The organism is Pedobacter kyonggii (assembly GCF_004310665.1).
GTDB lineage: Bacteria > Bacteroidota > Bacteroidia > Sphingobacteriales > Sphingobacteriaceae > Pedobacter > Pedobacter kyonggii.
The window spans coordinates 11993-37770 of record NZ_SIXF01000029.1; the positions used below are offsets into that span (position 1 = coordinate 11993).

The following is a 25778-nucleotide window of genomic DNA, read 5'->3' on the forward strand; positions in this document are numbered from 1 at the left end:
TTAAGTAATTACCAGATGTATGTGGCCACAGAGCCTTTATCGAGCATTGCAACAAGTGTTTTGCCGTTAAAGCTAATATTAAACTTAGCGGCATTTTTCCCGCTATTGGCTACAATTAAAACATGTTTCCCATCAGTTGTTTTAAAGGCAACATTTGGCAAGTCGGCTAAATTGTTCGTAGCAATGCGAACAGCTCCTGGCCGAACAAATTTAGAAGCATGCGCAATGGAATAATAAGCCAGGTTTCTACTATAAGAATCTTTATCAATGGTTACTGCGCCCTGACACATCGAGCAGCCGCCCCTATCAGTATAAGGTTTATTTTCCGGATCGGCGGCCAGATTCCACTCGAGCACATTTTTGCTCCAGTTACGGGTAGCACCAATGATTAGACGCTTAACCGGATTAACAATTTTAATATCCGTAGCATCTGGCTGTTCTACTACCATTTGCTCAGAAAAGTAAATATTCTTATCAGGATGGGCATTGTGCACATCGGTTAAAGCTTCGATCTTTCCTCCGTATAGATGAAAGGCCGATCCATCGATATATTTTTTGGCCTCCGGATCATCTAAAATGCTAATCGGGTAATCCGGGCGATCGGCATTATGATCGTAAACAATAATTTTGGTCTTAATATTGGCTTTGGCAAAAGCAGGCCCGAGAAATTTCTTTACAAAAAGTGCCTGATCTGGTGCAACCATGAGCAAACTGGGATTATTACCCGGATGTAAAGGTTCATTCTGAACGGTAATCGCATCAATAGGAATCCCCTCTTTTTGCATTTCCTGCACATACCGCACAAAGTATTTGGCGTAAGCATCGTAATATATAGGCTTTAACATCCCGCCGCGGGCATCGTAAGTGGTCTTCATCCATAAGGGAGGAGACCATGGCGAACCCATAATTTTTAGTTTTGGATTTATCGCAAGGATTTCCTTCATTACCGGAATCACATCCACTTTATCCGGGCCGAGATCAAATTTGGCCTGCGTTAAATCCGTTTGCCCTTCGGGAAGATCGTTGTAAGAAAATACTTTTTCATTCAAATCAGAAGCGCCAATGCTTAATCTGATGTAACTTACCCCAATGTTGTTTCCATCGGTGGCAAATAATTCTTTTAATAAAGCAGCTCTGGCGGGTGCCGACATTTTGATAATATGCTGCGCAGTTCCACCTGTTAAGGCATAACCGAAGCCATCAATTGTTTGATAAGTTTCTTTGTTATTTACAGTAATGGTTGGCAGATTGTTTTTAGCTGCAGTAAAACTTAATTTACTTGCTTGTTTGGCAAATAAAACAGATCGATCGGCTTTGGTAAGCCAAACTTCTGGTTGGTTTTGAGCAATAACAGCAAACGAAGAAAAGATAAAAACACCAGTAACAAAAAGGCGAAAGGCTTTGGTAGAAAGCATAGATAAATGATGGTCAGATTAAAAAACAGGAAGAAAGATTTTGCTTTCCCCTGTTAACAATTAAACATTAAGCGTGCATAGAGATTTTATTTTGTTCCACCCCATTCTTTGCTTTGAAGAATTTTGGTATTGTTTAACTCAGCCTGTGGGATCGGCAAGGTCTCATTTTTATTTGCCTGAAATCCTTTAAAAGCCAGTTTAGTTGGAGCAAGTTTCCATCTAACCAAATCAAACCACCTTTGCCCTTCGGCTACCAGTTCCAAACGTCTTTCTTTCATGATATTATCCATGGTTACCGCAACAGGATTTAAACCTACACGGGCCCTTACTGCATTGAGGAAAATATAAGCCCTGGTACCCGAACCAACTGCGGCACCACTTTTCAATAATGCTTCGGCTTCCATTAAATAGGTATCAGCTAAACGTATTTCGTACATATTCTGACCAAAGTTTAATTCTAACTGGCCAACAGCTGCTTTGGTAGAAACTCTTCCAGCATATTTCTCAACAAAATACCCGGTATTATCATTGGCATGTTTGTAGGTTACAATGCCTGCTTTCTCCAAACTATCTAAATTGGCAACCGTAGGTTTATTACGCGGATCGTAGTGAATTAAGTCAAATAATTCTTTGGTTATTGGCATAACACTCCAACCCGAAACATAATCGGGTGCTTGTGCAGCAATTACGGGCACATAATTACGTGGTCCTACCAAAATGCCCATAACATTACCTTCACGGCTCCCAACGTTACCCCAACCCATATTAGAGGTCGTATTGTAGCTGAGTTCTAAGATAGACTCTGAATTGAATTTATTTTTCCAATTCCACAAATCGGCAAAGTTTGGTAATAGTTTATATCCATAAGTACTCGCACCTGGTGCAGTACCGTTAACCAATGCAAACTCAGCTGCTGCTGGCCCCCATTTTTCTTGCCATAAGTAAACCTTACCTAAAACTGCATGAACTGCACCCTGGCTCAAACGCCCTGCATCAGCAGTAGGAATAGTTACAGGAAGAGCAGATAATGCCTCTGTTAAATCTGTTTCTATTTGTTTATAAACATCTCCAGGGGCAACCTGCGTAACGTCGAACATGCCAGACGGCTCTATAGGTGCTAAGATTAATGGTATATTTTTGAAGATACGCACCAAATCAAAATAAAATATAGCACGCAACGCTTTAGCTTCGGCAATATACCTTGCCTTGGTTGAAGCATCCATTGTAATGCCTTCTATTTTTTTCAATAAAACATTTGCACGGTAAACACCGGTAAAACCTTTACTCCATAAATAACTTGGGGCACCCGATAATGAGTTTACCGTATAATTATTCATCGCTTGCATATCTCCTAAATCTGATGGAGAATCGGCACCAGCGAAATGATCATCTGATCCAGAGCTAAATAAATTAAGTTTGGTAAGGTAGCCGCCAGACTGATTACCCAATTGATCGTAAACAGCTACCAAACCAGTAAAAGCCTGTTGCTGGGTTTGATAATAACTTGTCTCCAAAATACGTTCACGTGGATTTACGTCCAATTGCTTTTGACAAGAAACGATTAGTTGAGAAGCAGTTAAAAGGGCTGCAATAGCTAAAATATTCTTTTTCATTTTAATTTTTTTTAGAATCCAACATTTAAACCTACCATAAACGAACGGGCTTGTGGATAAATCCCCCGATCTATACCCAATACAGTTCCACCGATTTCGGGATCGTAACCTGTATATTTCGTAATGGTCCAGAGGTTTTCACTCATCAGATATACCCGAACTTTTTGTGCACCAATTTTTTTAATCACATTATTTGGAAGGTTGTAACCTACCTGAAGGGTTTTTAAACGGAAGTAATCTCCTTTTTCCAAATAATTTTTAGAGAACTTGGTATAGTTTCCGTTAAGATCCTTATCTGCAACACGGGGAACAGTAGTTGATGTATTTGTAGGTGTCCATCGATCAAGAACTGAATTTTGCCAGTTTCCATAAGTTACATCTAAACGCCTTAATCCCTGGAAGATCATATTTCCACCTACACCGTTTCCGAAGGCAACAAAATCAAAGTTTTTATATGCCAGATTAATGGTAATACCATAGGTATATTTTGGAAGCGGACTACCTAAATAAGTACGGTCACTACCATTTATGGTTTCATTTCCATCTAAGTTGGCAAATTTAATATCTCCGGGTTTTGCAGCAGGTTGCAATACTGTACCTCCTGGTCCTTTATAAGCGTTAATTTCTGCCTGTGACTGAAAAATACCAGCCACTTCATAGCCATAAAACTCATTGAATGAACGTCCAATTGCAGTACGGGTGAAGTTGCCCATGCCCTGAAAACTCTGTGCATTATCCTCTATAAACTCTCTTCCGGGCAATAGCTTGGTTACTTTATTTTTCAAGGTTGAGATATTAGCGTTAATACCTAAATTAAGCTCTCCGATTTTTTTTCTGTAGCCTAATTCGAATTCTATACCGGTGTTCTGCATATCGCCAACATTTTCTGCGGCACCACCAGCTGCACCTAAATAAAGTGGAATAGAAGGTGTTTGCAGTACACCAATCGTTTTCTTTCTGAAGTAAGAAGCACTAAGCGTAAAATCCTTAAACAACGTAGCATCTAAACCAATATCTGTTTGGTGAGTTTCCTCCCATTTCAAATCAGGATTTGACAAGGCAGCCGGGCTCCATCCGATCGTACTTACATCTGTAGTACCGAAAGTATAATTACGTCCGCTATTCACCAATGATACGTAACTGAAATCGCCAATGGCATCGTTTCCTGTAATTCCGTAGCTACCGCGTAATTTTAAGAAATTAACGATATTGTTTTCCTTCCAGAAAGCCTCTTTTGTAGGCACCCAGCCTATTGAGGCTGAGGGGAAATAACCAAATCGGTTGTTTGTACCAAAGCGCGAAGAACCATCACGGCGAATAATACCCGTAAACAGATATTTTTCATCATAATCATACGTTACGCGGGTAAATAAAGAGTTAACCACATGCAAGGTAGCATCACTACCATCACCCTGAATATCGGCAGTGGCCGGTTTGTAATTTAAATTACTCTGATAAAAGTCTTGTGCAATGATATTGTTAAACCTTACGTTTAAGCCTCGGTTATTGTTGTCCATATAATAGCCTTGCCCAAAAATTGCGTATGCATGGTGTTTACCAAAACTTTTTGAATAGCTAATGGTGTTTTCCCAGTTGTAATTTAAAGTCATATTCATCTCGCGATAGAAATTTGTCTTAGAATTGGTATTGGAAGGACTTAACCAGAATAACGGGGTATAAGACTCCGAACCATAAAAAGCAAGTTTCGTTCCCAGTGATGATCTGAATTTTAAATTTTCAATTGGTGTAATTTCTAAGAAAGCATTACCAACAATGTTGTGATCCCAACCATAGTTACCCAATCTGGTTTGAATATAAGCCAGCGGGTTACTCATTTCCTGACCAACAGGTCCTGAAATACCATAAGGAAATCCTGTTGCCGGGTCTCTTATAATATTTGCGATGGTATAAGGAGATTTCCCTATAGCAGTTGGGTCGGTTTGAATGACAGGGGTCATAGGATCTAAATGGATTGCCGAACTTAAAGGACCACCGAACTCGCTATTGGTATTACCTAAAGAACTGTTAACCGAATGGCTATAGCCTAAATTCTCGCCAAAACTTATCCACTTGGCAGGCTTAAATGTAGAATTAATACGAATGTTAGCACGATTAAAATTAGAAATCGGTGTGGCTACAATACCTTGTTGATCTATGTAACCAAAAGACGTATAAAAGGTAGATTTATCAGTTCCGCCCGAAACGCTAAACTCGTGGGTTTGCCTGCGGGCATCGTCGTTAAATACCACCGATTGCCAATCAGTACCTTCTCCATAAGATGATGGATTTGCATAAGGAAGTGTTAAAGGGCCATCCGTTGCAGCATTATAACTATTTGAATAGGCTTCATTCCTAATCGTCGCATATTCACTTGCGTTTAACAGTTTTAACTTTTTAGCCGATGCCTGTGTACCGTAAAATCCATTGTAATTTATAGCTAACCTTCCTTCTTTGCCCTTCTTGGTTGAGATAATAATTACGCCGTTTGCAGCTCTGGCACCATAAATTGCCTGCGAAGCTGCATCTTTTAAAACTTCAATAGATTCGATATCTGATTGATTTAAATAACCAATACCACCATTATCAACAATTACACCATCAACAACCCAAAGCGGATCGTTATTACCTGAAGATGCAAAAGAGGTAAAGCCCCTTACCCTCACAGTTGATGCAGATCCTGGCTGGCCATTACCACTGGCAATAGTTAAACCTGATGTTCTTCCCTGTAAGGCTTGCTCTACCCTGTTAATAGGCATCGATTCCAGATCTTTTGCCTTTACGCTAGAGATTGATCCCGTTACAAGTGCTTTTTTCTGTGTACCATAACCTACCACAACAACTTCTGTTAAATCTTTCGAATCGGCTGCAAGCGAAACATTTATACGGCCTCCTTCTGGTACAGTTACCGTTTGTGTTGCCATACCAATTAAACTGATGGTTAATTTACCGCCAACAGGCGCCTGAATACTAAAAACACCATTGGCATCAGTAGATGCAGCTTTGGTCGTTCCATCAAGCTTAACTGTTACGCCAGGTAAAGGGGCACCATTTTGTTCTGTTACTTTTCCTGTAACCGGAATGTCTTGTGCCAATAAGGCCAGCGGAAATGCCATGATACAGTAAATGAAGAATACGAATGTAAATCTTCCTCTCATAGAAATTAGTTTTAAGTTAATATTTGGTTAGTTAGTGACCGGGGCTCTTGGTAGCCCGTTTCATAAATCAAATCTATAGCCCCGCGGTGCAATAGAACAATTTAACGCTACTACACAAACCATACAACAGCACTCAATTAACAAAAAAAAGGGTTTTTTAGGCCTACATAAGCCCTACAAGGAAAACACAATTAAACTGAATAACAGATACTTAAGCTATTTTAACTAAAAATGTTTCTAATTGTAACAAAAATACCAGTTTTAAGGTGTTTTTTGGCGGGCAATGTCGATCAGGAACTCGTATAAATTAGTTTCCGGCTTAAGCTGGAGTTTCTTTCTTAAGCGATATCGGCCCACTTCGATGGCTTTAATGGTTACATTCATCAACTGTGCCATTTCTTTTGAAGATAGGTTCATTGATAAGTAGGCACAAAACTTTAAATCGTTCTGACTTAAATCAGGGTAAAGGTCTTTGAGTTTATTGAAAAATTCGGTGTTTACATGATTAAAGTGAACGCTCATATGATCCAGTTCCTGATCCTTCTTTTCTACATCCTTGATCAGCCTGATGAGGTGCCTGAAACTTGGCGAGCTCTCATTTATATCGTGGTTTTTAATTACAGCCGATATCACTTCTTTAATCTTTGCCAATACCTTACCGCGTTGCACCAGGTGCATGGTCATGGTAGAAAGTTCTTTGTTCTTATAATTTACATCGGCTTCTAACTTTTCGTTCTGCAGCCTAACAATTTCCTTTTCGTTCCGGTCCAGTTCCAGCTGATGAAGGTAACTCATCCGCTCCTGCTCCTTAACGTGTTTTCGCTTTTGCCACCTGATAATCAACCTGATTAACAGCACAATCAAAATCAGGTAAAAAATCCTCATCCATATGGTATTGTACCAGGCTGGCAGCACTACAAAAGTATAAGCTACCACTTCCGATTCGTTACCTATATCTGTTCTGGCTTTAATATTGAAAGTATATTTTCCTGCAGGTAAATTGGTATAATCCTTTTCGCTTTTCGTATTCCATGCCGACCACTCCTTATCGAAACCAACCAACTGATAACTGAATTTAATGTTTTTATCATGCTCGAACAATGTAGAGGAATATTCGAAATGCATCGAATTTAAATTATTGGTGTATTCTGGTATCTCGTTCTGATCCTGTTTGGCAGAAATTACGCTCTTGGTTGTAAAATAGCCACCAAAAACCAAACTATCCTTTTTACCAAGCAGTTTAATCTGCCCGAGCACTACAATTGGTTTGGTTATGTTTTCGATGTATTTTTCATAGTTAATATGATAAGCTCCTTTATTTGCCCCAATAAATATATTCTTACTATCTAAGGGGTAAATAGATTCGAAGCCACCCACTACCTTCCCGTCTAACTCGGGCAGATAAAAGATACTAAAAGGGTTCGATCCCGATGGCCGGCTAAAATCGATTACACCTACCTTTTTATTGCTTACAAACCAAATGTTCCCGTCGTTATCCTGCTTCAAATACTGCACCGAAATCCCTTTTATCGCATTGGCCAATAGCTTTAAGGGGACAAATTTTTTCTTTGTGTTATCGTATTCATAAACGCCGTTTATAGTTGCAATTACCACCCTGTTTTTAATATGGTACACATAATTGTACAGTTTAGAGGGTAATCCATCACGGTCAGTATACATGGTGGTATGCAGTACACGTTTATGATCGGGCTGCAATTCTATTTTATATACCCCATGGTAAGGATGCGATGCCCAGATATGATCGGGGTTATTATTATCTGCTACAATAAACCGCAGCGGCTCATTTATCCCATCTATTCTTCCGCCATTCTTAAATACGCCATTCTTATAATTTAAATGCTGCAAACCCCAGTAAGTGCCTGCAATAACCTCGCTGCTTGGGTAAACCCGATCTAAAGTCTGGTATAACCAGGTGCCTGGTAAATTGTAAAGCGGCTTAGCTATATTGTTCTGCACCAAAAGTGTGCCTTCCTCGTGTGCCAGCAACAGCTGGCTGTTAATCTCATCTAGCCCCCAAACCTGCCCTTTGGTATTTTTCACCTCTTCAAAATTCGCGGTGGCATAACTTAAATCTTTAGCCGCAGGATTAACTTTTGTCTTATATAAGCCGTTCGATGTACCCATGTAAAACGATTGGTCAAATTTCCTGAAGGCATAACTGGTAATCTGTTTAGTCCTGTCGGGGAAAATACTTTTAATGGCACTATTGATGGCCACATAAGCAATGCCATCATCTAAAGCCAGCCACATATTCTTATCCCTGTCTTGCAGAATTCCTCTTACATTGTTGTTCTGCAAACCTTCCCTGTAATTGTATTTTTGAATCAGTTCTCCACCTTTGTTCATAATGTATACCCCACCAGAGGTAGTACCTACTACATATAGATTTTGATTGATCTGATCGGCAAAATAAATCCGGTCGTTAAAAAACACATGATCGAGATTGGTTTTTAGCGGTTTAAGCTGATGATTAATCAATAGAAAAAAACCGCCTTTTAAGGTAGAGACCATCAAAGTATCGCCACTATAAGGTAAAATAGCTGTAACAGAAGATTTCTTGAAAACCGGATCAGCACAAAAAGGTCTCCACATTTCCTGCTCGTAAACCATTAAAACCGATTCTTCCGATTGGGCAAATACTTTATTATTGGCTATACCCATAAATAGCCATGCCTTACTGGGTTTATAGTTTTTAATCACCCCATCCTTATAATGCAGAATGGAATTGTTCGATCTGAAAAAAACTTCATCGTGGATAATCGAGATGTCCCATATATCAGCCAGTTTCCGCAGATTTTCGGGTAGCAGGCCTAAAAGCGAAGTATATTTTAAAATCCCTTTCTCATTAGGATAATAAAAACCAAATTCATCCTGCCCACCTACGTAAATCCGGTTTTTAGAGTCGATCCCGATGGAGCGTACCGAAGTATAATTAGGTAAGCGGAACAGGTTCCAATAGCGACCGTTAAAAGTAAGCAGCCCCTCATTGTTCCCAAAATAAAGAATCCCGTTTTTATCCTGCTTAACATCCCAGTTCTGCATACCCGCGTTATACTGCTCATTATTGTAATTTACAATCTGCGGAATGCCCAAAAGATCCTGGGCCGAAGCATGATAACCCATCAGAAGAAAAGTAACAACAAGCAGAAGTTTGTACATATGGTTAGGGATGATTCGCACGCAATAATAAATATATAATTTTAATTCCGGTTAATATTGCTTACGTCATCCACTAAAACAAATCATTTTAAGTATGAAATAGCTAATGTTTATTTTCTTAGGTTTGCCAAGTTGCCTTAGATGGTAAAATTGACTCCTAAGGTGGGGTATGTGCCTGAGGTGGTGAGAAAATTTAATCTTATTTTTTTGGAGCGCAAAGCCTGTAGTCCTTAGGGTTGTTTCAGTCCCGCTTTTACTTCAAGTCCTCTCCCGATGAAAAATCGGGATTGCGGGCTTTCCGTTCAATCGGGGCTAGTTTGCTGGGACTGTGCAATGAAATTAAAAACATATAGTGAAATGTTTCGGTGCCCTAATTGACTAAGGTGGTAAGAAAAAAGAAGAGGTTGTTTTATTTTTAATGTGCAACGTCCCAAGATTTCTAACCATATAAGAAATTTAAGAACATGTAAGCTAATATGTTCTTACATGTCTTATATGGTAAAAATAGTTAGAGAAAAATATTTTGATCAGCATCTGTTAGTTGGTAGAAAATGACTATTTCATTAAATACGGTTCTACCGCTTTTCGCCAGATGGCATAACCGGCCGCATTCATGTGTAACATATCGCCTGCAAAAAGTTCTGGTCTAAGCTGCCCATCTTTAGTTAACATTAGCGGGTACACATTAACGAATTTCGCGTTGGCTTCTCCAGCTAAAAATTTCGCGATCAATGCATTCGAAGCTACTGCCTTTTCTTTAAATTTATCGCGACTCGGACTTGGTTTAATCGAGATGTAAACAATAGGTACCGTTGGCAACTTTGCCCTAATGGCCTGCACTAAACGGATGGTGCGGTTTAAAACAGTATCAGGTGTAACCGTTTCGTTTGGTAAATCGTTCTCCCCCACATACAGTACAATCTGTTTTGGTTGGTAAGGGAAAACAACGTCATTTAAATAAAAGGTGATATCGTTTATTACAGCACCACCTATTCCGCGGTTTAAAGCATTGTATTTGGCAAAAATCCGTGTACAGTCATCCCATTTCCTAATGGATGAACTCCCTACAAATAACACTGGATGAACGGGTGGTTTGTACATTTGATCGTACTTTTTTATGGTTTGCACATCATCCCAAAAATTAGGTTTCTTTTGGGCAGAAGCAGTTACAGTTAAAAAAGCAATCAAAAGGAAACTTAAAAATGATTTTTTCATGCGCATAAGGATTTGGTAAAGGCTCACAATATACCAATATCCTATTTTTCACAATCAATTCAATCAAATTTATTACTGTACATATGTAAAAGAAATAGATTGAAGTTTTCTGTAGAGTAGTGCCTGATTCGCCTGCATTGAGTAATGCAGGCAAACAGGTCTTGCTATCATCAACTAACCAAATATAATGATGAACAAATATAGATCTTTATTTAGAACTATTCTAAATAATTAACAAATTTTAACTAAAAAAGTAGTAAGACATTAATAATCAATTCCTTTAATTTTAAAGAAGAACGCTTAACAACCCCCGGAATGAAGCTTTTTAATAAAAGTTCTCAAAGAATTCTCCTTGCAGCCATCCTAGTATATCAAACTAAGCCTGTTGAAGGTTATTAACGAAGAATTTGCTATGATTAGTATAAAAGAGTTTCCCGCTGATGCCGATTTTTAGAATCTGTCATCCTGAGGGATAATTTATTTTATAAAAATCAATATAAATGACATTTTTTTTGCTAATCGTAGGCTGCGAGAGATCGTCATTCCCAACTCGATTGGGAATCGTAATGCCTTGGTAGGGTTTGTAGGTTGCATTAAGATTCCCGCATGCGCGGGAATGACGACCGCACTATTGGAGTATGTCAATGATAGTGCAACGAAGGATCTTTTATGATAGTTACACTTCAAAAGTTGACGATTGACAGGGTCTTCGACTCCGCTCTCCGTAGGAGTCCTTTGGACAGACGGACAAACAATTAAATTTAGCCCCTAAAACCAGCACTAAACCTCCTGAAATCGAAAGATAAAACCGCAATATGCGCCAGTTTCTGTTTGGTCGAATGGTCGTCATGATCAACCTCCATTGCATCAACATTTGCTACATCATCACTTTTTAGCAAATCTTCATTACTGAGGTTACTTACAATCTGCTTCACCAACAATGGATCGGCCTGTTCGGGCTTATGGTTAAGTGAAAGATATATAGAAGTAATAATCGCATTGATCTGGTAAATGGTAGACTGTACCCCATACAAACCATTAAAATCAATGTGTTTACGCATCGGCTCCTGACTCGCCGACTCAATCGCTTCGCTTAATGCCGATAAACTTAGGTTGGCATTTTTTCTGGCCATGCGCGAAATATTCTCGCCAAGGTTCTCCTTCCTTTCTATCGCTACCTGTAAATAATGCAGACTATCTTTCGTGGCTTTGCTTATTTTCTCTTTCAACTGGCGGCTATCCCATATGGGGAAAAGATAGGTAGCAAAAATGGCAATTACACAACCCCACACAGTGAAGATAATCCGGTCGTGTACAATATGATCGAAATGCCCTTGGTAACTGCCCAATGTTAAAATCACCGCAGGGGTGATAAACAATACACTTACGGTATAATTTAAGCGGTTAAAGGCATAAAAACCCAATAGAAAAATCACCGAAAAAGAAAGCAGCACCGCCGGACTCTTCACAAAATAAATGATGATCAGTCCGACGGCAACCCCGCCAAGACTTCCTTTTAAACGCTGTAAGTTCCGTTTCCAGGTAATAGAAAATTTGGGCCTTGCTACGATTACCAGGGTGAGAAAAAGCCAGTAACTGTATTTGCTCGGTTCTAATTGCCAAATGAGCAAGAAACCAAACAGAAAACAGATGGCTAAACGCAGCGAAAACCTGAAGATGGGCGATTTTAAAGTAAGGTGTTCTCTGATCGAAAATCGATCGCCCGTAATAAACAAGGGGTATGAAATCGATCCGCTCAATTCTTGTAAGTGTTTTTCAGGCGTGCGCTCGTTGCCCCTGATCATTTCGATAATGCGCACAATATCGTTCATATTCGAAACCACCTTCAATACAATTTTACGCTGGGTTTCGTTTAAATGCTCCATTTCCTGCAACAGCAATACGCGTTTCTGGTAATATTCGATATTGGTGGCCACTTCTCCTTTATAAGCCTTAGCCGACCGAACGTGCCTGCCCAGTTGTTCCAATTCTTTGGCCAAAAGCTCAATCAAGGTGGCAATCAATTTTAAACTCGGACCTGTTGCCAGCGTTTTGCGCACCAAAGCATAATCGTAATGTACGGCATTCAACTGCTCGTACAAATCGATCAGTAACCTCGCCCGCTCCAACAACAGTTGACCTTTGGGGTTATCGGGGTTCATGGCGTATTTATCGGTAAGCAACAGATTCCTGATCAGCTCATGTTTCTGGTTAACCTTAATGTGCAGTTTTATGGCATCCTTTTGTTGCAGATCCAGCGGAACATCAACATCGTAATTCTTGGCTTTAGCATTTAAAAACACTGCACTGCTCATCAAACATTCAAAAATAGCATGGTGAAGCGAACGATAAGGGCGAATTAAAATCTGGATTAAACTGATCACATAATACCAAACCCCACCAACCAGGATATAACTACTAAAAGACAGCGGTCGTTCAGGGTGAAGCCCCATCACAAAGGTGCACACAATCAGCGCCATGGTACCAATCAGCGAGAGTTTCTGTCCGTATACGGCAAACATCGAAAAGCTGAAAGCAGCAATAACCACTACAACCGCGGTTAAATAAACATTATCTAAAACCGACGAAACGACCAATGTAGTGGCAAAAAAAACAATAATGCTCCACAGGGCTGTTTTCAGTTTGTTCAGGCGGTTATCGGGCAAGTCGGTTAAACTAATTAACAACGCCCCAACCCCTATTCCCTTTGCCGCCTCCGGCTTGCCTAGATAAAAGAATAAAATAATGGGCAATACCACGGTAATGGTGGTGCGCAGGGCATCAGAAAAATACTCGCCTAAAAAGAAATACGAAATGGTAGAGCCGATGCTGTTTTTGCTCATGTATATGTTAATGATGCTGATAATTGATAAAAGCTGCAAAGATAACAGATTTATAATGCATGCATAACAAATAGCTACACAAAACCAGATACCAATCTGTTCTTTGGGCTTTAGAAGAGTAATTGCGTGTTCATAACTTAATCTTCTGTGTTACTCCGTAGTGACGCTGCGCTGAACACTACGGAGAGGAAGGGGTTCTTATTATTTCCATGCCTGACTGAATACAGCACTTATTGGAGCGATCATGGGAGCAGTTCCGAATTTTTCAGCAAGTTCTTTTTCCACCTTAATTTTTATCTCCTCTATACAGTTAGGATTATGTTTTTTGATCTCCTCATAAACAGGTCCCCACTCTACCAAACCGCATGCAGCTTCTTTTGCGGTTGGACTTACGGAAAAAAGTTTTACTTTTTCAATTGATATCTTTGCAAAACCGGCATCTTTTAGTAATGGTGTTATAAGTGCTTCATTATTCATCGAGGTTGCAAGATTATGCGATTCGGGCAAGGGCTCTTCTAAATATTCTATTGCAATGGATCTGGCAGAATAAGATGCAGCATTATTCTCCAGCTTATCCCAAGTTGTAAATAAAAACAGGCCACCCGGTTTTAAAACCCGATAAGCCTCTGCAAACGCTTTCGATTTATCAGGAACAAACATATACCCGAAGCAACAAACAACCAAATCTATACTATTATCGCTAAAAGGAAGTTGCTGGGCATCAATATTTCGCCAGTCAATGTCAAGGTGGCTTAACGTCTTTTTGGCTACGGCCAACATCTCCTCGCTAATATCTGAAGCGATTAACTTTGCTGAGTATGGAATATGCTCCCGAATATGACGGGTAACACGACCCGTCCCTGCCGCAATTTCGAGCACAACAGAAGCAGGAATGGAGTGAATTCGCTTTGCAACTTCTATAGCATAGGGTTCAAAGAATAATGGGCCGAAAAACTGCTCGTAACGAGTGGCAGTATCTTCCGGCAAATCAGCTGAAGGATCTTTAGTCAAAGTATCGTTCATAACGATTGATTTTATATTTCGTTCAAATACAATAAGTGATTTTGTGACCCCTCAGGGGTTCGAACCCTGGACCCACAGATTAAGAGTCTGTTGCTCTACCAACTGAGCTAAGGAGTCTGATAGATTAAATATAGGGTAAAAAGGATAGTTAACAAAACCACACTCTGGTTAATATGGTTTAAGCACCGAGCAATGTGGCACTTTTTTATTATACTTGGATAGTAATCAATTTATAGATGCAAATAATAGATAAGGTGGCGGATGTGTTTAACATACTGCATGACGGTTCAATTAAAAAATGGCTGAATAATGAACATGTTTTAACGCTTAAAATCTCGTGCCAATATCTAGCCGAGTTGATTCATCCGGATTATAATTTTTTCTTTATTGATTTAGTTGGTGCAAGAATAGTTGAGCTAGAGCCTTGGTGGGATAATATTATGGAGAATGATATACTTATTAAACTTGAAGAAATATTTGCCGGCGAATTAGAAATTCTTTCAGCTAAAGTTGTGGAAGACAAAGTTCAGGTTGCTTGCAATCAAAGATCGAAATCTCTATCTTAATATTGGTGGAAATCTGATTATAAGCTGCGAGAATGTAGTTATTCATGATGAGGCGAAAACTGAGCTGTCTTTAAATGAATTTGATAAGATTTGTAACGCTTACTGGGATAGCATTGGTAAATCATGAAACTTTTCTAAGTCCTATCTCTTGCAAGTTTTAGCGCCCTGGCCTAAGCAAAGGCAGGACTTGTGCTTTCAAATAAATCAACACATTAATCTCGCTAAAAAGCTTAACGAGTTGGGTTCGTTAAATGCACATTAATACACCCCATTGTATTTAACTTAAATAAAATTCTATTCATTTACTCAATCACGAAATTGATAAAATAACAGTTGCTATATAAGCATTGGTAGCAACTGCGACAAAACCTAACATGGACCAAGAGACAGCAAACTATATTATAACATACTTTGGCAACTTGATGACTGACAATGAAAAGTTAGCACTGAAACACCATATGCATACCTATAAGACTTCTGATGATCCTAAGATGAGAAGAATTTTGACTAATAGGGGTTGGATTAGAACGGAACCCGAAATACTTAACTTTCTAAAAGACGGCTATGATGAATTTGAGTTGAACATCGCAAAACGAATTATGACGGAAAATCCTGAAAAGGTATTTCTCAACAATTGTTCAAAGTGTAATAAACTTGCAAGGACTCCATACGCTAGGCAATGCCGACATTGTGGCCATAACTGGCACGGAATAACGGTTGCTCAGTTTAAGCTTGACAGTGCCTTTCAATTGACGGGAAAACAATTTTTCTTACTTGGAACAATTGTGAAAGGAGACATCAAAAAAGGCCAATTTATAGATCTGACAATGTTAGGTTTGAACAAGAAACCAAAAATTGAAACAATTGAACTTGCACTTAAACGAAAGGATGGAAAAATACGCGAAGACATTGCGTTTGGCACAAACGAACTGACAGAAGATGAAAAAGAATTCATTAAAAATAAGGGTTCATTTGGAACACTGTTCGACATTATAAATGAAGGATGAACTAAAAACTGTCTTTTCTTGTATTTTTCGATATTGGATCTGAAGTACTTTTACAAAAAATTCGTTCTTCAATTAAACATTAGGAATAAATTCTTCTTTTACTTCTCAATATTCAATACAAGAACAATTCAAAAATGTTATTGGCAATTATATGAAAAACCACACAACCAATAAATATCACATTAACATTTTCAATGATGAAGCATTTACGGAGGGGTCGATTGATAATGTTAACCATTATGATTTTGCTTATTTCGAAAAATCTAAATATCGCTCTACATCAATTTATGGAATAAAAGTTTTTCAAGACAACGTATTAATCAAAAGTGCAGTTATAGGCGCTATTGGTGGTGGAACATCAATTCACAAAACCTCAACAATAATTGAAGATGACAGGCTCTTAATCTGTTGTTCTGACACCATCTTTTGTTTATCAATTCCTGATTTGGCCCTATTGTGGCGTACGCAAGCCGACGGAGCCACCTGCTTCGAAATTTATAAATATCAGGACACATATATTATTCATGGTGAACTCGAAATTTCACGACTTGACAGGGCCGGAAAAATACTTTGGCAACAAGGTGGTGCAGATATTTTCACAACAATTACTGATGAACAAGATTTTGAACTAAGTGAGCATTTTATTATGGCCAAAGACTTTGAGAACAGGGTTTATAAATTTGATTATGAGGGGAATGATTTGAGTAAAAAACCGAGCATCGATACAAGCATCAATAAGTTCAAACAACTTTTTGAAAGTAAGAAAGATGAAGTGAACGAACTGGATATTACCTTTAACGCTCCTTGCAGCGATGAAGATCTTGCAGCCCTGGAATCAAAGCTAAGCTTCCCACTTCCGCCAGATCTTATTGAATTCTATACATTTTGCAACGGATTCAATACGTACGATCACTTATTCAGGGTAATTCCAGTACATGAGGCCGTTGATTATAAAAGCGAGTTAGCAAACAATGTTTTCCATTTTGCCGAATATATGATCTACAGCGACCAATGGTTAATCCAACTCTATGAAGGAGGTCAATATGAAGTTATAAACGGCGATCATGGCACTCAGGAAATGGTAGTACAAACCACTTCTATTCTAAAATTTCTGGAAATATATCTCACAGAAGGTCTTTTCAGCAAATTAGACAACAACAGTTTTTGGGACAGGTTAAATAAAACCCGTGATTAATCCATGATGCGAATATAAGTGGCCGAAATCATAAGACAGATTGCTTCACCCCGCCTCACCATCCCTAGCTTTCAGTTCGCAATGACGTAAAATTTCGCTTTTATAAACCAAAACTTCGGGCCTCCGGCCCCAGACTAATCTAACAAAATAGCTTAATTAATCCATTCCATTCGCCTTCGGGCTACAGCCCATTGTTAAATAGCCCTGATGGAAGTGGATCCCGATTTAAGCACTAGTTTTTACTTTTTTATTGTGTGCCTGCGTGTTTCACAGGTTTCTTCGGGAGAAACGGACAGCAGGACCGAAGCCAGCCTAAGGATTACTGTCTTTGCGCTCCAAAAACCTCTCTAATCCTCATCTCTTTAAGAAACCCCGACTTCTGACACCCGACCCCTGACTTCGGACTTTCTACATAAAAATATACCCATTAAGCGGTATTGATTGCCTCATATACTAATGGGAAATTTGCCAATAACAAACAAACAATAAAGGCATGAAAATAAACAAACTACTATTAATGGCAATGCTTGTGCAATTGGTTACCACATCCAATTTAATTGCGCAGGTAAAAAAATCGGCGACCAAAACGGCTGTTCCGGTTAAAACCAAATACGGTGCTTTAGCTATAGACCGATCTAATGGTTTTTATTATGGTTTTTCGTTCGATCAGCCAAACCGGGCAGAAGCAGAAAAGAGAGCGGTTGACGAATGCAACAAACGTGGCGGATCTTGTAGCATTGTACTAACCTATTCGGGTACAGGTTGTGCAGCGTACCGCACCATAAACGGCAATGTGGGTACCGCATTTGGCTGGGGCATAGCAAAAACCAAAGAAGAGGCCGATGCAATAGCTACGAAAGAATGTTTGAAAAGAAGCGGTGGCATACAACCTACTAACTTTGTTTGGAGCTGTAATGCAGCACAAGCGGCACCGTTAAAAGAAATATACAATGCCTCGCCTGAAATTACAGGTCCGGTAAAAATTGGTAACCAGGTGTGGACAAGCACCAATTTAAACGTGAGCACGTATAGAAACGGCGAGCAGATTTATTACGTGGCCAACCAAAAAGAATGGGAAAAGGTAAGCAGAGAAAAGATTCCGGCTTATTGTTACCTTAATTTCGATAGCAGTAATGAAAAGAAATATGGAAAGCTGTACAACTTTTATGCGGTAACCGATCGCCGCGGCTTAGCGCCTGCTGGTTGGCATGTGCCTAGCAGCAATGAATTCGTAACCCTTATTGCTGCTTTAGGCGGCGAAAAAGTGGCCGGTAAAAAAATGAGGGCTACCACTGGCTGGGACATAAAAGATCCTTACAAATTTGCGCATGGCAATGGCGATAACTCATCAGGTCTCAATTTACTTCAAAATGGCAGTGCGGGTGGTGATGAATATGGCGGTGGAAAATCTTTCCTTTACGGGGTATGGTTAAGCTACTGGTGGTCGAGCACTACTAAATCAAGCGGCGACAGCTTTGCCTACTACCTTGATTTTAACAAATACAGCGAACCGCGGATAACCGATTATAGTAAAACCACAGGTGCCGCGGTAAGGTTAGTGAAAGATTAATTCGCGGTATTATAATATTTAAGAACTTAAAGGTTCAAAATCGCTTACTCAACCGGGAATAATCGAGATTTCCGGTTGATTTTGTTTAAAGGAATAACAAACCAAAACTAATTTAAGTGGTATTTGACCATACAAGGAATTGAAGTAAATATAAGCTGGTGTTTAACCATAGGGCTTAAATTGTTTATTTTTAATAGTTGGATTGCTTCACCTCACAATTCCTCCTTTGGTTATCGTTTGGTTTACGAGTCCAGACTTCGGACCTCCGACCCCGAAATCCAACTAATCACAATATTGTACCAAAAACCCCTCTTTTAACAATTATCAAAACAATTGCCTTTTAAAAGGGATTATATAAGTACACCAATAACATTTGATATGAAAACGAAAATAATAATCTTGGTAGCTGCCTTTGGTTTAGCGTTGTCAGCCTGTAGTGGTAAAAAAGCCGATCAAGAAAATGCCGACAGTATGCACAAGTACACCGATACGAACAAGTTGGTCGACAGTACAAGCACCGATTCAACAGCAGATTCGACCACCAATGCTCCAGCCGATGTTAAACATTAAAGATAATAAACAAACAGCTAGCGCTCATGCCGAAAAGTATGGGCGTTTTTTAATGATTTACCAAATCCAATCTTTTGATGTTAGGTTTCGCCCCCCCAAACCTCCTGACTCCGGATTAATATCCCAACAGATTGCTTCATACGTTTTCTTTGTTCGGGGTACAGCCCATCGTTAAATAGCCCTGATGGGAGTGAAACGGACAGCAGGACCGAAGCCAGCCCAAGGATCACAGCCCATGCGCTCCAAAAAACCTTTCAACTCCAAACTGATCTCTTTTAGTTTTCTCTTTTGAAATGCAAACTTCGGACTAATCCACAAAATAGATTGCTTCACGCCACCTCACCACCCCTAGCTTTCGGTTCGCAATGACGTTCCGGCCTTCAAACTCCAAACGCTCAACGCCTAACTAATTAACTTCCCAGATCTCCAACATACCGATAAGTGTTCAGTTGCACCCCTGTGGGCGTAGTTTTCGTACTTACAAAAGCCAGTTCCCGTGCATTGGCTGTTTCAGAAAAGAAACGTTTGCCTTTGCCCAACAATACCGGGTATACCATCAGCACCACCTCGTCAACCAGTCCCTCCTCTAACAATACAGCAACCACTGTCGAGCTTCCATACACGATCAGATCAGGGCCTTCTGTTGATTTGAGTTCGCGAATACGCGTTACGATGTCTGTACCTAAATCTTCAACAGGTCCCCATTCGAGGCTGTCGGGCCTATGGGTAGCCACGTATTTTTTGCCATTATTTAAACTGTTCGCCATCGGATTATCGCCCGCCTTTGGCCAGTACTGCGTCCAGCTATCGTAGGTTTTGCGGCCGAGCAGCAGATCGATGTGAGTACCCTGAGCTTCCAGTACGGCTGCCAAGCCTTCCAAACTCCGGTAAGGTGTTGTCCATCCGCCATGCGCGAAATCCGCGCTGTTTTCGTGCTGCATCACGCCATCAAGCGAGATGTGTTCCATTATTTTGATCTTTCTCATCTAATTTCTATTGATTTGATGATGATAAAGTTACAACGGAAGGCTTACGAGCATGAGGGGTAATCATGACAATATAAAGGCGTTTTTATGACTATTTATATTGGACGTAAGATGGTATTGGAATGTCCATATATCTTCCATTTTACCGTTTACACGATCATCATTTGGATGTTCTAACTTATATGGCCTTATATTTCTTATATGGTTAATGGTTAACTGAAAAGTCCCGCTGAAAATGGTAAAGGATTTGGAAACGAATGGTTCCGTGTTCTTCGGATAGCGCAGCCCCGCCATTCGCTACAATCTTTTTGTTACTATTATCCTGATTCTATTGAAAGGGGCAACAAAAAGGATTTCCGCTGTTGTGGGGTTTAGTGAGGAGGGCTTGTAACTCTTGGCTAGGTTGAATAGCGATTGTTTTAACTTATCGGTTCCTTAAATTTCTTATATGGTTAAATTGTTTAACTGATTGCCTAAAAAATCTACTAAATTTCTACCTTGTAGCAACTAAATTAACAAGCATGCTCATAGAGTTGATACCAGTAATTGAAATCGGATATAACAATCAAGGGCTAGCTGCACCAGACAAATTTCCTTATTGGGAGCATCCTGAAATTTGGAACGCTTATCACCAAGAATGCTTTCGAAAAGCGGGCTTTAAAGATAAACTGACACCTTATTTAAAAGGTTTTCCATTCTATAAACTCTCAGAAATTACTGATAACAACTTAACCAAACTCATCATTGACCACACGCAAGAAATGAGAGATGGAAAATATGAACGACAACAGGCTGCAACATTTTTTGGCGGTTATGTTTTGAATATTGATAGGCAAGACAAATATTTTCCTCAATGTTGCGGAGGCCTGAGTGATATCATGTATTGGGACAGACTTTCAATGCTACAAAATACTTATTACGAAGGACACCCTTCCCCACAGATCAAATTTGATGGCGACAATATCGTATTTGATTTTTCGGTTGCCGAATTTGATGAACCCTTCCAACCTACACCACAAGAAATTACGCTGTCAATTGATCGACATGAACTCAGAAAGGCAGTTGAAAAAGTTAAAATAGCACTTCAATATTTTGAAAAACGTCTTGATAAGATAAACGATGTCGAAAAATTAAACATTGAAAACATTGGCGGACTTTTAATTTGGAACGATTAAAACTACGGAATAAGATATTAATAGATAAATACCCCACAAATCACAGAGATATCCCCATTCTAGCGCAAGTCTTAGCGCCCCGACCCAAGCAAAGGCCAGACTTGTGCTTTAAAAGTCTCAAATGAATCTATCTAAATTTCGGAAAGCATAAGTTCACAATGTCCTTTATACAAGACCGAAGCCAGTAGCGCTAGCACTTCTTGATTTAGTTGCACCAAAGTTTAAAAATTCTTTATCTTGTTGCCACTAAATTATACGAGATCTTAAAACATGAAATCAAAATTGCCTTTGTTTCCTGCCATTCTGTTGGCAACATTTTTAATAAGCTTTACCAGCACAAATGAAATTACACCATGTTATATTTCATTTAAAACGGCAACGAACCTTACTGCTGCCAGTGCAGACAGATTGCCAGAAAGTTCAGAAAAGGTAAGGATTGTACCAACGGCTGCTGGACAAGTTCAAGTAACCAGAACAGATGGTTATAGAATATTGTACAATAACAACAAGAAAGCTCCATTCGTAAACTTGAAAGTTGAACTTTCCGAACAAAAAGCATATAACCAGGACAAAAAGAACCTGATTGATAATCTGAAATTTTTAAACTCACATACAACGGGCATGGAAACTAAAGATTTGATCGAACTTGAGTTTAATGGCTTTAAAGTTTACGGAATCAGCAGAGCAACAATTGAAACAGGCAGCACCTTAGGTACATTTATTATGTTTCCAGGAAATGGCGTAACGGTTTACTTCTACTTTAACAATATGAAACCGGACTACAGAAATTTTGAAAGTTTAAGCGACTATAAAAAACAACGCAACAGCTTTATGAATGAGTACACAAAATACTTAAAAACCTGCAAGGACAAATAAATGTGATTATAAAAAACTAATATGATTTTGTGACCTTAAATCTCACTCAACGTAAATTACGTTAAATCTGCGGAAGAAAATTACGAAGGGGTTCTCCCGCAGATCACACAGCTATCCGCAGATTTTTCTTTGTAAATTGTCAGACTGAGCGTAGTCGAAGATCAGTCAACTCTGTGTCCTCTGTGCCTTCTCTCTGTGATCTCTGCGGTTAAAACACGATTATTCCGTTAATTTCTGCTTAATCCCTTCAGTAAGTTTTTTCACTTTCATGTAGCCAGACAAAGAACTATTCCGTTTATCAAAGTCGATCACTAACCAACCTTTTTTGGCTTTAAGGTTAAACTTATCGCTGCCATTTAAATTCACAAACAGGTCGATATTTTGGTCTAATCGAAGTTCGTTATTCAATACACTATCCAGGTATTTCTCCAGCTTGCCTGTTTTATCTTTGGCATATTTTGCTTCAAATTTAAAATCGGTATTGTTATCCGTTGTGCTTAGCGATAAATTACCACCGCTATTGTGGCATCCATAACCTAAAGCGCTTAATAAAATCGCGATGCTGTATATTATATTTTTCATGTTTTTGTTGGTTAACTCTTTTTTCTTCCCCCTACCCCCTTTGAAGGGGGACTGGGATTCTCGCCGGGCTCTCCGACTCCAAACCTAGACTTCATCCCTCTACCCTCTTTAAAAGGAGACTGGATTTTTCGCCTAGACTTTCCGGCTCCAAACCTAGACTTCATCCCCCTACCCCATTTAAAAGAAGACTGGTTTTTCGCCCAGACTTCCGACCTCCGACCCCGGACCTCCGAATCCAAACTCCAAACTTAGACTCTGGACTATGGACTCCGGCCTACCCCCCGGCTCTTCCCTTAATATCATCTGCCGCCGTTTTCCGGTCCTGGGTTGATTTTAGATTTTGGTTACCAAAACTATAACTGATATTGAAAGACACCCTTCTACTGATGTAATTATTCTGCACCCTTAAATTCACATTTTGATAATCGAGCGTTCCTTTCCAATAGTTGGTCTGAAAAATATCATCAACATTTAACTTAAGTTTTAAAGCTTTATTCAAGAAACTTTTCTGCACACCTATATTTAAAGCATACTGATAAATAGTAGTCCTTTCCAAGCCTCTAACTTTTGGTGAGTTTAACCAGAAATTGGTTTCTAATGCCCAATTATTGTCTAAAACAATTGAGTTAACCGTATTAAAATTGTAGAATACTTTACTTAAAGCAAAGGGTGCACCTTCTAAATTATCATCATTGAATTTATTATAAGAAACCCTAAAATTGTTTTGCAGATTCCACCATTTGGCAATGGTTACCGGAACAGATAAGCCGGCTGAGTAATATTCCCCGCTGCCAATATTCCCTTGCCCTACAGTAACTATCCTTGTGCTATCGTTTTGTGCGGTTTTACTATCTAAAATTAAATCTTTTGTTTTAGCATAACTCAATGAAAAAAATAATCCACTTTTATAATTATAACTCACCTCAAAATTATTGGTAAACTGGGGTTTTAAGTATGGATTTCCCTGTGCTATGGTATAAGGATCCATATAAAAATTAAATGGATTTAACTGCTGATAATTTGGCCGGTCTATCCGTCGGCCATAAGTGTAACGTAGGTTACTACTTTCAGAAATTTTCTGATTAATAAAAACCGTTGGGAATAATGATAAATAATGTTGTTTTACCGATGTGTTATTGGTTACCGATGTTCCGGTAGATTGGGTATACTCTGCCCTTAAACCAGCCTGAACTTGCCACTTGCCCAAATCTTTTGATAAATTTGCATAAGCTGCATTTACGTTTTCTTTGTAAATAAAATTGTTGCTTTGCCCTAAAACATTTTGCCATTCATTATTTACCAATGCCAATGATAAAAAATCGTTATTGGTTTTAACATAAGCACTTTTTAAACCCGTTTCCAATTTTATAGTTTTTGATATAGGCCAGGTAAAGTCTGTTTTTGCAGCATAAATATCAATGGCTGTTTTACTATCGTTTTTAATGGTTGTATTGTTGTAAACAGTGCCTTTTTCATCGTAAAAGTTAGTGTTAAAATTTTCCAGACCCGAGTAATCAAAGCCGGAGTAATCGGCATCAAAGTTTAAGCTGGCACCTTCCTTTTTAAAATCATGCCTGATATTAAAATTGGCACTATAATTTTTGTTTGGGGTATTCGCATCAGAATATTGGATTAACGAATTATTGCCTGCAACTCCATCCTTAATTTCATTTATAAACGTTTGAGAGAAATTATCCAATTTACGTGTGTTCGTACTGCCATCAAGCATAATACCAATGGTTGTTTTTTCACCTGCGTAATAATCTGCACCTAGTTTTGCGGCTAACCTCGATCCGGTATATATTTTCTGAAAATTTTGGTTAAACATACTCTGTAAACCATTGGCATTGGTGCTCCGCTCTAAAAATAAATTCGAGAAATTATTATTCTTTGAAGCATTTGCATTGGTGAAAAAATTCCACTTTTCTACTCGGTGATTTAAATTGAAGTTAAGCTCCGATCCATAAATATTGGTGGGTAAGTTAGCCCTTATTGCATTGCGATAGGTTGATGAAACACTTCCGTTGGTTCCAAATGCTTTGTTCTTTTTCAGTTTAATGTTGATGATACCCGCGTTGCCGGCAGCATCATATTTAGCCGATGGGTTAGTAATAATTTCGATGGTAGCAATCTGGCTGCTGCTTAAGCCATTCAGATAAACCGTTAAATCGGCACTCGATAAAAAATTGTTCTTCCCATCAATCATCACCATTACACCCGATTTATTGTTCAATAAAATCTGGTCATTTTGCCTGTCTAATTGTACACCAGGTGCCTTCTCCAAAATTTCAAGCGCCGTACCACCTGTTGCAATAATGCTGTTCTCTACATTCAGCACCATTTTATCGATCTGATGTTCAATAAAAGGTTTCTTGCCCTGAATGCTCACTTCTTTCAATTGTTTGGTTAAACTTTCGATCGTGATGGCAGGTAATTTCATGTCTTCGTTAAGCGAAAAATGAGTGGTCTTTTTACTTTTGAAACCAACTATAGAGATCGACAACACATATTCACCGCTTTTCAACTGATCAATTGCAAACTCCCCTTCAATATTGGTCGATACACTTTTAACCACCATGGTATCTGAATAATTTAAAACCCGAACAATCGCAAACGACACTGGAACAGTCTTTTCATCAACAATTTTCCCTGTAAGTTTATTTAATTTTTGGGCAAAAGAAGCCCCACATGCCATAAAGCATGCAACTAGCGTAAATAATGTTTTCATGGCTTCTTCTTTTTAGGTGTTATATTTTTAGTGCTGAGATAAATCCGTCATTGCGAGGCACGAAGCAATCTTAATGCTT

General features: G+C 39.0%; 17 protein-coding genes and 1 tRNA gene. 7 read left to right on the forward strand and 11 right to left on the reverse strand.

Going from position 1 to position 25778, the window contains the following annotated elements; all coding sequences use genetic code 11:
- Window positions 1–8 precede the first annotated feature (8 nt).
- From EYS08_RS20690 to EYS08_RS20725, 8 genes are all read right to left on the reverse strand, one after another.
- Window positions 9–1415 carry a glycoside hydrolase family 30 protein gene (locus EYS08_RS20690; RefSeq protein ID WP_131031897.1) on the reverse strand — a complete coding sequence of 469 codons (1407 nt, stop codon included), beginning with the start codon at window positions 1413–1415 and terminating at the stop codon, window positions 9–11.
- Window positions 1416–1501: 86 nt separating this feature from the next.
- Window positions 1502–3028, reverse strand: coding sequence for a RagB/SusD family nutrient uptake outer membrane protein (locus EYS08_RS20695; protein WP_131031898.1), 1527 nt, complete (start codon window positions 3026–3028; stop codon window positions 1502–1504).
- Window positions 3029–3039: 11 nt separating this feature from the next.
- Entirely contained in the window at window positions 3040–6183 is a 3144-nt protein-coding gene (locus EYS08_RS20700) for a SusC/RagA family TonB-linked outer membrane protein (RefSeq protein WP_131031899.1), read from the reverse strand.
- A 261-nt stretch (window positions 6184–6444) separates the two neighbouring features.
- The gene (locus tag EYS08_RS20705; protein WP_131031900.1) at window positions 6445–9363 is read right to left on the reverse strand and encodes a ligand-binding sensor domain-containing protein; all 2919 of its coding nucleotides are present in this window, start codon (window positions 9361–9363) and stop codon (window positions 6445–6447) included.
- A 555-nt stretch (window positions 9364–9918) separates the two neighbouring features.
- Window positions 9919–10578: a GDSL-type esterase/lipase family protein gene (locus EYS08_RS20710; protein WP_131031901.1), complete on the reverse strand. Its 660-nt coding sequence runs from the start codon at window positions 10576–10578 to the stop codon at window positions 9919–9921.
- A gap of 761 nt (window positions 10579–11339) precedes the next feature.
- Complete coding sequence (locus EYS08_RS20715) at window positions 11340–13421, reverse strand: FUSC family protein (RefSeq protein ID WP_131031902.1); 2082 nt, start codon at window positions 13419–13421, stop codon at window positions 11340–11342.
- Between the two features lie 201 nt (window positions 13422–13622).
- The gene (locus EYS08_RS20720; RefSeq protein WP_131031903.1) at window positions 13623–14444 is read right to left on the reverse strand and encodes a class I SAM-dependent methyltransferase; all 822 of its coding nucleotides are present in this window, start codon (window positions 14442–14444) and stop codon (window positions 13623–13625) included.
- A 44-nt stretch (window positions 14445–14488) separates the two neighbouring features.
- A tRNA-Lys gene (locus EYS08_RS20725) sits at window positions 14489–14561 on the reverse strand.
- A gap of 119 nt (window positions 14562–14680) precedes the next feature.
- Here EYS08_RS20725 and EYS08_RS20730 point away from each other — a divergent pair.
- From EYS08_RS20730 to EYS08_RS20750, 5 genes are all read left to right on the forward strand, one after another.
- The gene (locus EYS08_RS20730; RefSeq protein ID WP_131031904.1) at window positions 14681–15010 is read left to right on the forward strand and encodes a hypothetical protein; all 330 of its coding nucleotides are present in this window, start codon (window positions 14681–14683) and stop codon (window positions 15008–15010) included.
- Between the two features lie 374 nt (window positions 15011–15384).
- A complete protein-coding gene (locus tag EYS08_RS26145) occupies window positions 15385–16017 on the forward strand; it encodes a hypothetical protein (RefSeq protein WP_208745920.1) in 633 nt (210 codons plus the stop codon).
- 151 nt (window positions 16018–16168) lie between these two features.
- Window positions 16169–17212 (forward strand): SMI1/KNR4 family protein, encoded by a 1044-nt coding sequence (locus tag EYS08_RS20740; protein WP_131031905.1) that lies wholly within the window; start codon window positions 16169–16171, stop codon window positions 17210–17212.
- A gap of 493 nt (window positions 17213–17705) precedes the next feature.
- On the forward strand, window positions 17706–18782 hold the full coding sequence (locus tag EYS08_RS20745) for an FISUMP domain-containing protein (protein ID WP_131031906.1): 1077 nt from the start codon (window positions 17706–17708) through the stop codon (window positions 18780–18782).
- Window positions 18783–19160: 378 nt separating this feature from the next.
- Window positions 19161–19352, forward strand: a complete 192-nt coding sequence (locus EYS08_RS20750) for a hypothetical protein (RefSeq protein WP_131031907.1) — start codon at window positions 19161–19163, stop codon at window positions 19350–19352.
- A 410-nt stretch (window positions 19353–19762) separates the two neighbouring features.
- Here the strand turns inward: EYS08_RS20750 and EYS08_RS20755 are convergent, their stop codons facing one another.
- Window positions 19763–20338: a dihydrofolate reductase family protein gene (locus EYS08_RS20755; protein ID WP_131031908.1), complete on the reverse strand. Its 576-nt coding sequence runs from the start codon at window positions 20336–20338 to the stop codon at window positions 19763–19765.
- 521 nt (window positions 20339–20859) lie between these two features.
- On the opposite strand from EYS08_RS20755, the gene EYS08_RS20760 reads away from it, so the two are divergent.
- Window positions 20860–21513: a hypothetical protein gene (locus EYS08_RS20760; protein WP_131031909.1), complete on the forward strand. Its 654-nt coding sequence runs from the start codon at window positions 20860–20862 to the stop codon at window positions 21511–21513.
- A gap of 270 nt (window positions 21514–21783) precedes the next feature.
- Window positions 21784–22389 carry a hypothetical protein gene (locus EYS08_RS20765; RefSeq protein ID WP_131031910.1) on the forward strand — a complete coding sequence of 202 codons (606 nt, stop codon included), beginning with the start codon at window positions 21784–21786 and terminating at the stop codon, window positions 22387–22389.
- A gap of 219 nt (window positions 22390–22608) precedes the next feature.
- Here the strand turns inward: EYS08_RS20765 and EYS08_RS20770 are convergent, their stop codons facing one another.
- Window positions 22609–22971 carry a hypothetical protein gene (locus EYS08_RS20770; protein WP_131031911.1) on the reverse strand — a complete coding sequence of 121 codons (363 nt, stop codon included), beginning with the start codon at window positions 22969–22971 and terminating at the stop codon, window positions 22609–22611.
- 274 nt (window positions 22972–23245) lie between these two features.
- On the reverse strand, window positions 23246–25699 hold the full coding sequence (locus EYS08_RS20775; protein ID WP_131031912.1) for an outer membrane beta-barrel family protein: 2454 nt from the start codon (window positions 25697–25699) through the stop codon (window positions 23246–23248).
- Between the last annotated feature and the right edge of the window lie 79 nt (window positions 25700–25778).

Excerpts from the sequence above, each read along its gene's own strand:
- EYS08_RS20705 (WP_131031900.1), bottom strand. The coding sequence starts at position 9,363 with ATGTACAAACTTCTGCTTGTTGTTACTTTTCTTCTGATGGGTTATCAT.
- EYS08_RS26145 (WP_208745920.1), top strand. The coding sequence starts at position 15,385 with ATGGACCAAGAGACAGCAAACTATATTATAACATACTTTGGCAACTTG.
- EYS08_RS20710 (WP_131031901.1), bottom strand. The coding sequence starts at position 10,578 with ATGAAAAAATCATTTTTAAGTTTCCTTTTGATTGCTTTTTTAACTGTA.
- EYS08_RS20720 (WP_131031903.1), bottom strand. The coding sequence starts at position 14,444 with ATGAACGATACTTTGACTAAAGATCCTTCAGCTGATTTGCCGGAAGAT.
- EYS08_RS20765 (WP_131031910.1), top strand. The coding sequence starts at position 21,784 with ATGAAATCAAAATTGCCTTTGTTTCCTGCCATTCTGTTGGCAACATTT.
- EYS08_RS20730 (WP_131031904.1), top strand. The coding sequence starts at position 14,681 with ATGCAAATAATAGATAAGGTGGCGGATGTGTTTAACATACTGCATGAC.
- EYS08_RS20690 (WP_131031897.1), bottom strand. The coding sequence starts at position 1,415 with ATGCTTTCTACCAAAGCCTTTCGCCTTTTTGTTACTGGTGTTTTTATC.
- EYS08_RS20715 (WP_131031902.1), bottom strand. The coding sequence starts at position 13,421 with ATGAGCAAAAACAGCATCGGCTCTACCATTTCGTATTTCTTTTTAGGC.
- EYS08_RS20745 (WP_131031906.1), top strand. The coding sequence starts at position 17,706 with ATGAAAATAAACAAACTACTATTAATGGCAATGCTTGTGCAATTGGTT.
- EYS08_RS20695 (WP_131031898.1), bottom strand. The coding sequence starts at position 3,028 with ATGAAAAAGAATATTTTAGCTATTGCAGCCCTTTTAACTGCTTCTCAA.
- EYS08_RS20755 (WP_131031908.1), bottom strand. The coding sequence starts at position 20,338 with ATGAGAAAGATCAAAATAATGGAACACATCTCGCTTGATGGCGTGATG.
- EYS08_RS20740 (WP_131031905.1), top strand. The coding sequence starts at position 16,169 with ATGAAAAACCACACAACCAATAAATATCACATTAACATTTTCAATGAT.
- EYS08_RS20760 (WP_131031909.1), top strand. The coding sequence starts at position 20,860 with ATGCTCATAGAGTTGATACCAGTAATTGAAATCGGATATAACAATCAA.
- EYS08_RS20700 (WP_131031899.1), bottom strand. The coding sequence starts at position 6,183 with ATGAGAGGAAGATTTACATTCGTATTCTTCATTTACTGTATCATGGCA.
- EYS08_RS20770 (WP_131031911.1), bottom strand. The coding sequence starts at position 22,971 with ATGAAAAATATAATATACAGCATCGCGATTTTATTAAGCGCTTTAGGT.
- EYS08_RS20750 (WP_131031907.1), top strand. The coding sequence starts at position 19,161 with ATGAAAACGAAAATAATAATCTTGGTAGCTGCCTTTGGTTTAGCGTTG.
- EYS08_RS20775 (WP_131031912.1), bottom strand. The coding sequence starts at position 25,699 with ATGAAAACATTATTTACGCTAGTTGCATGCTTTATGGCATGTGGGGCT.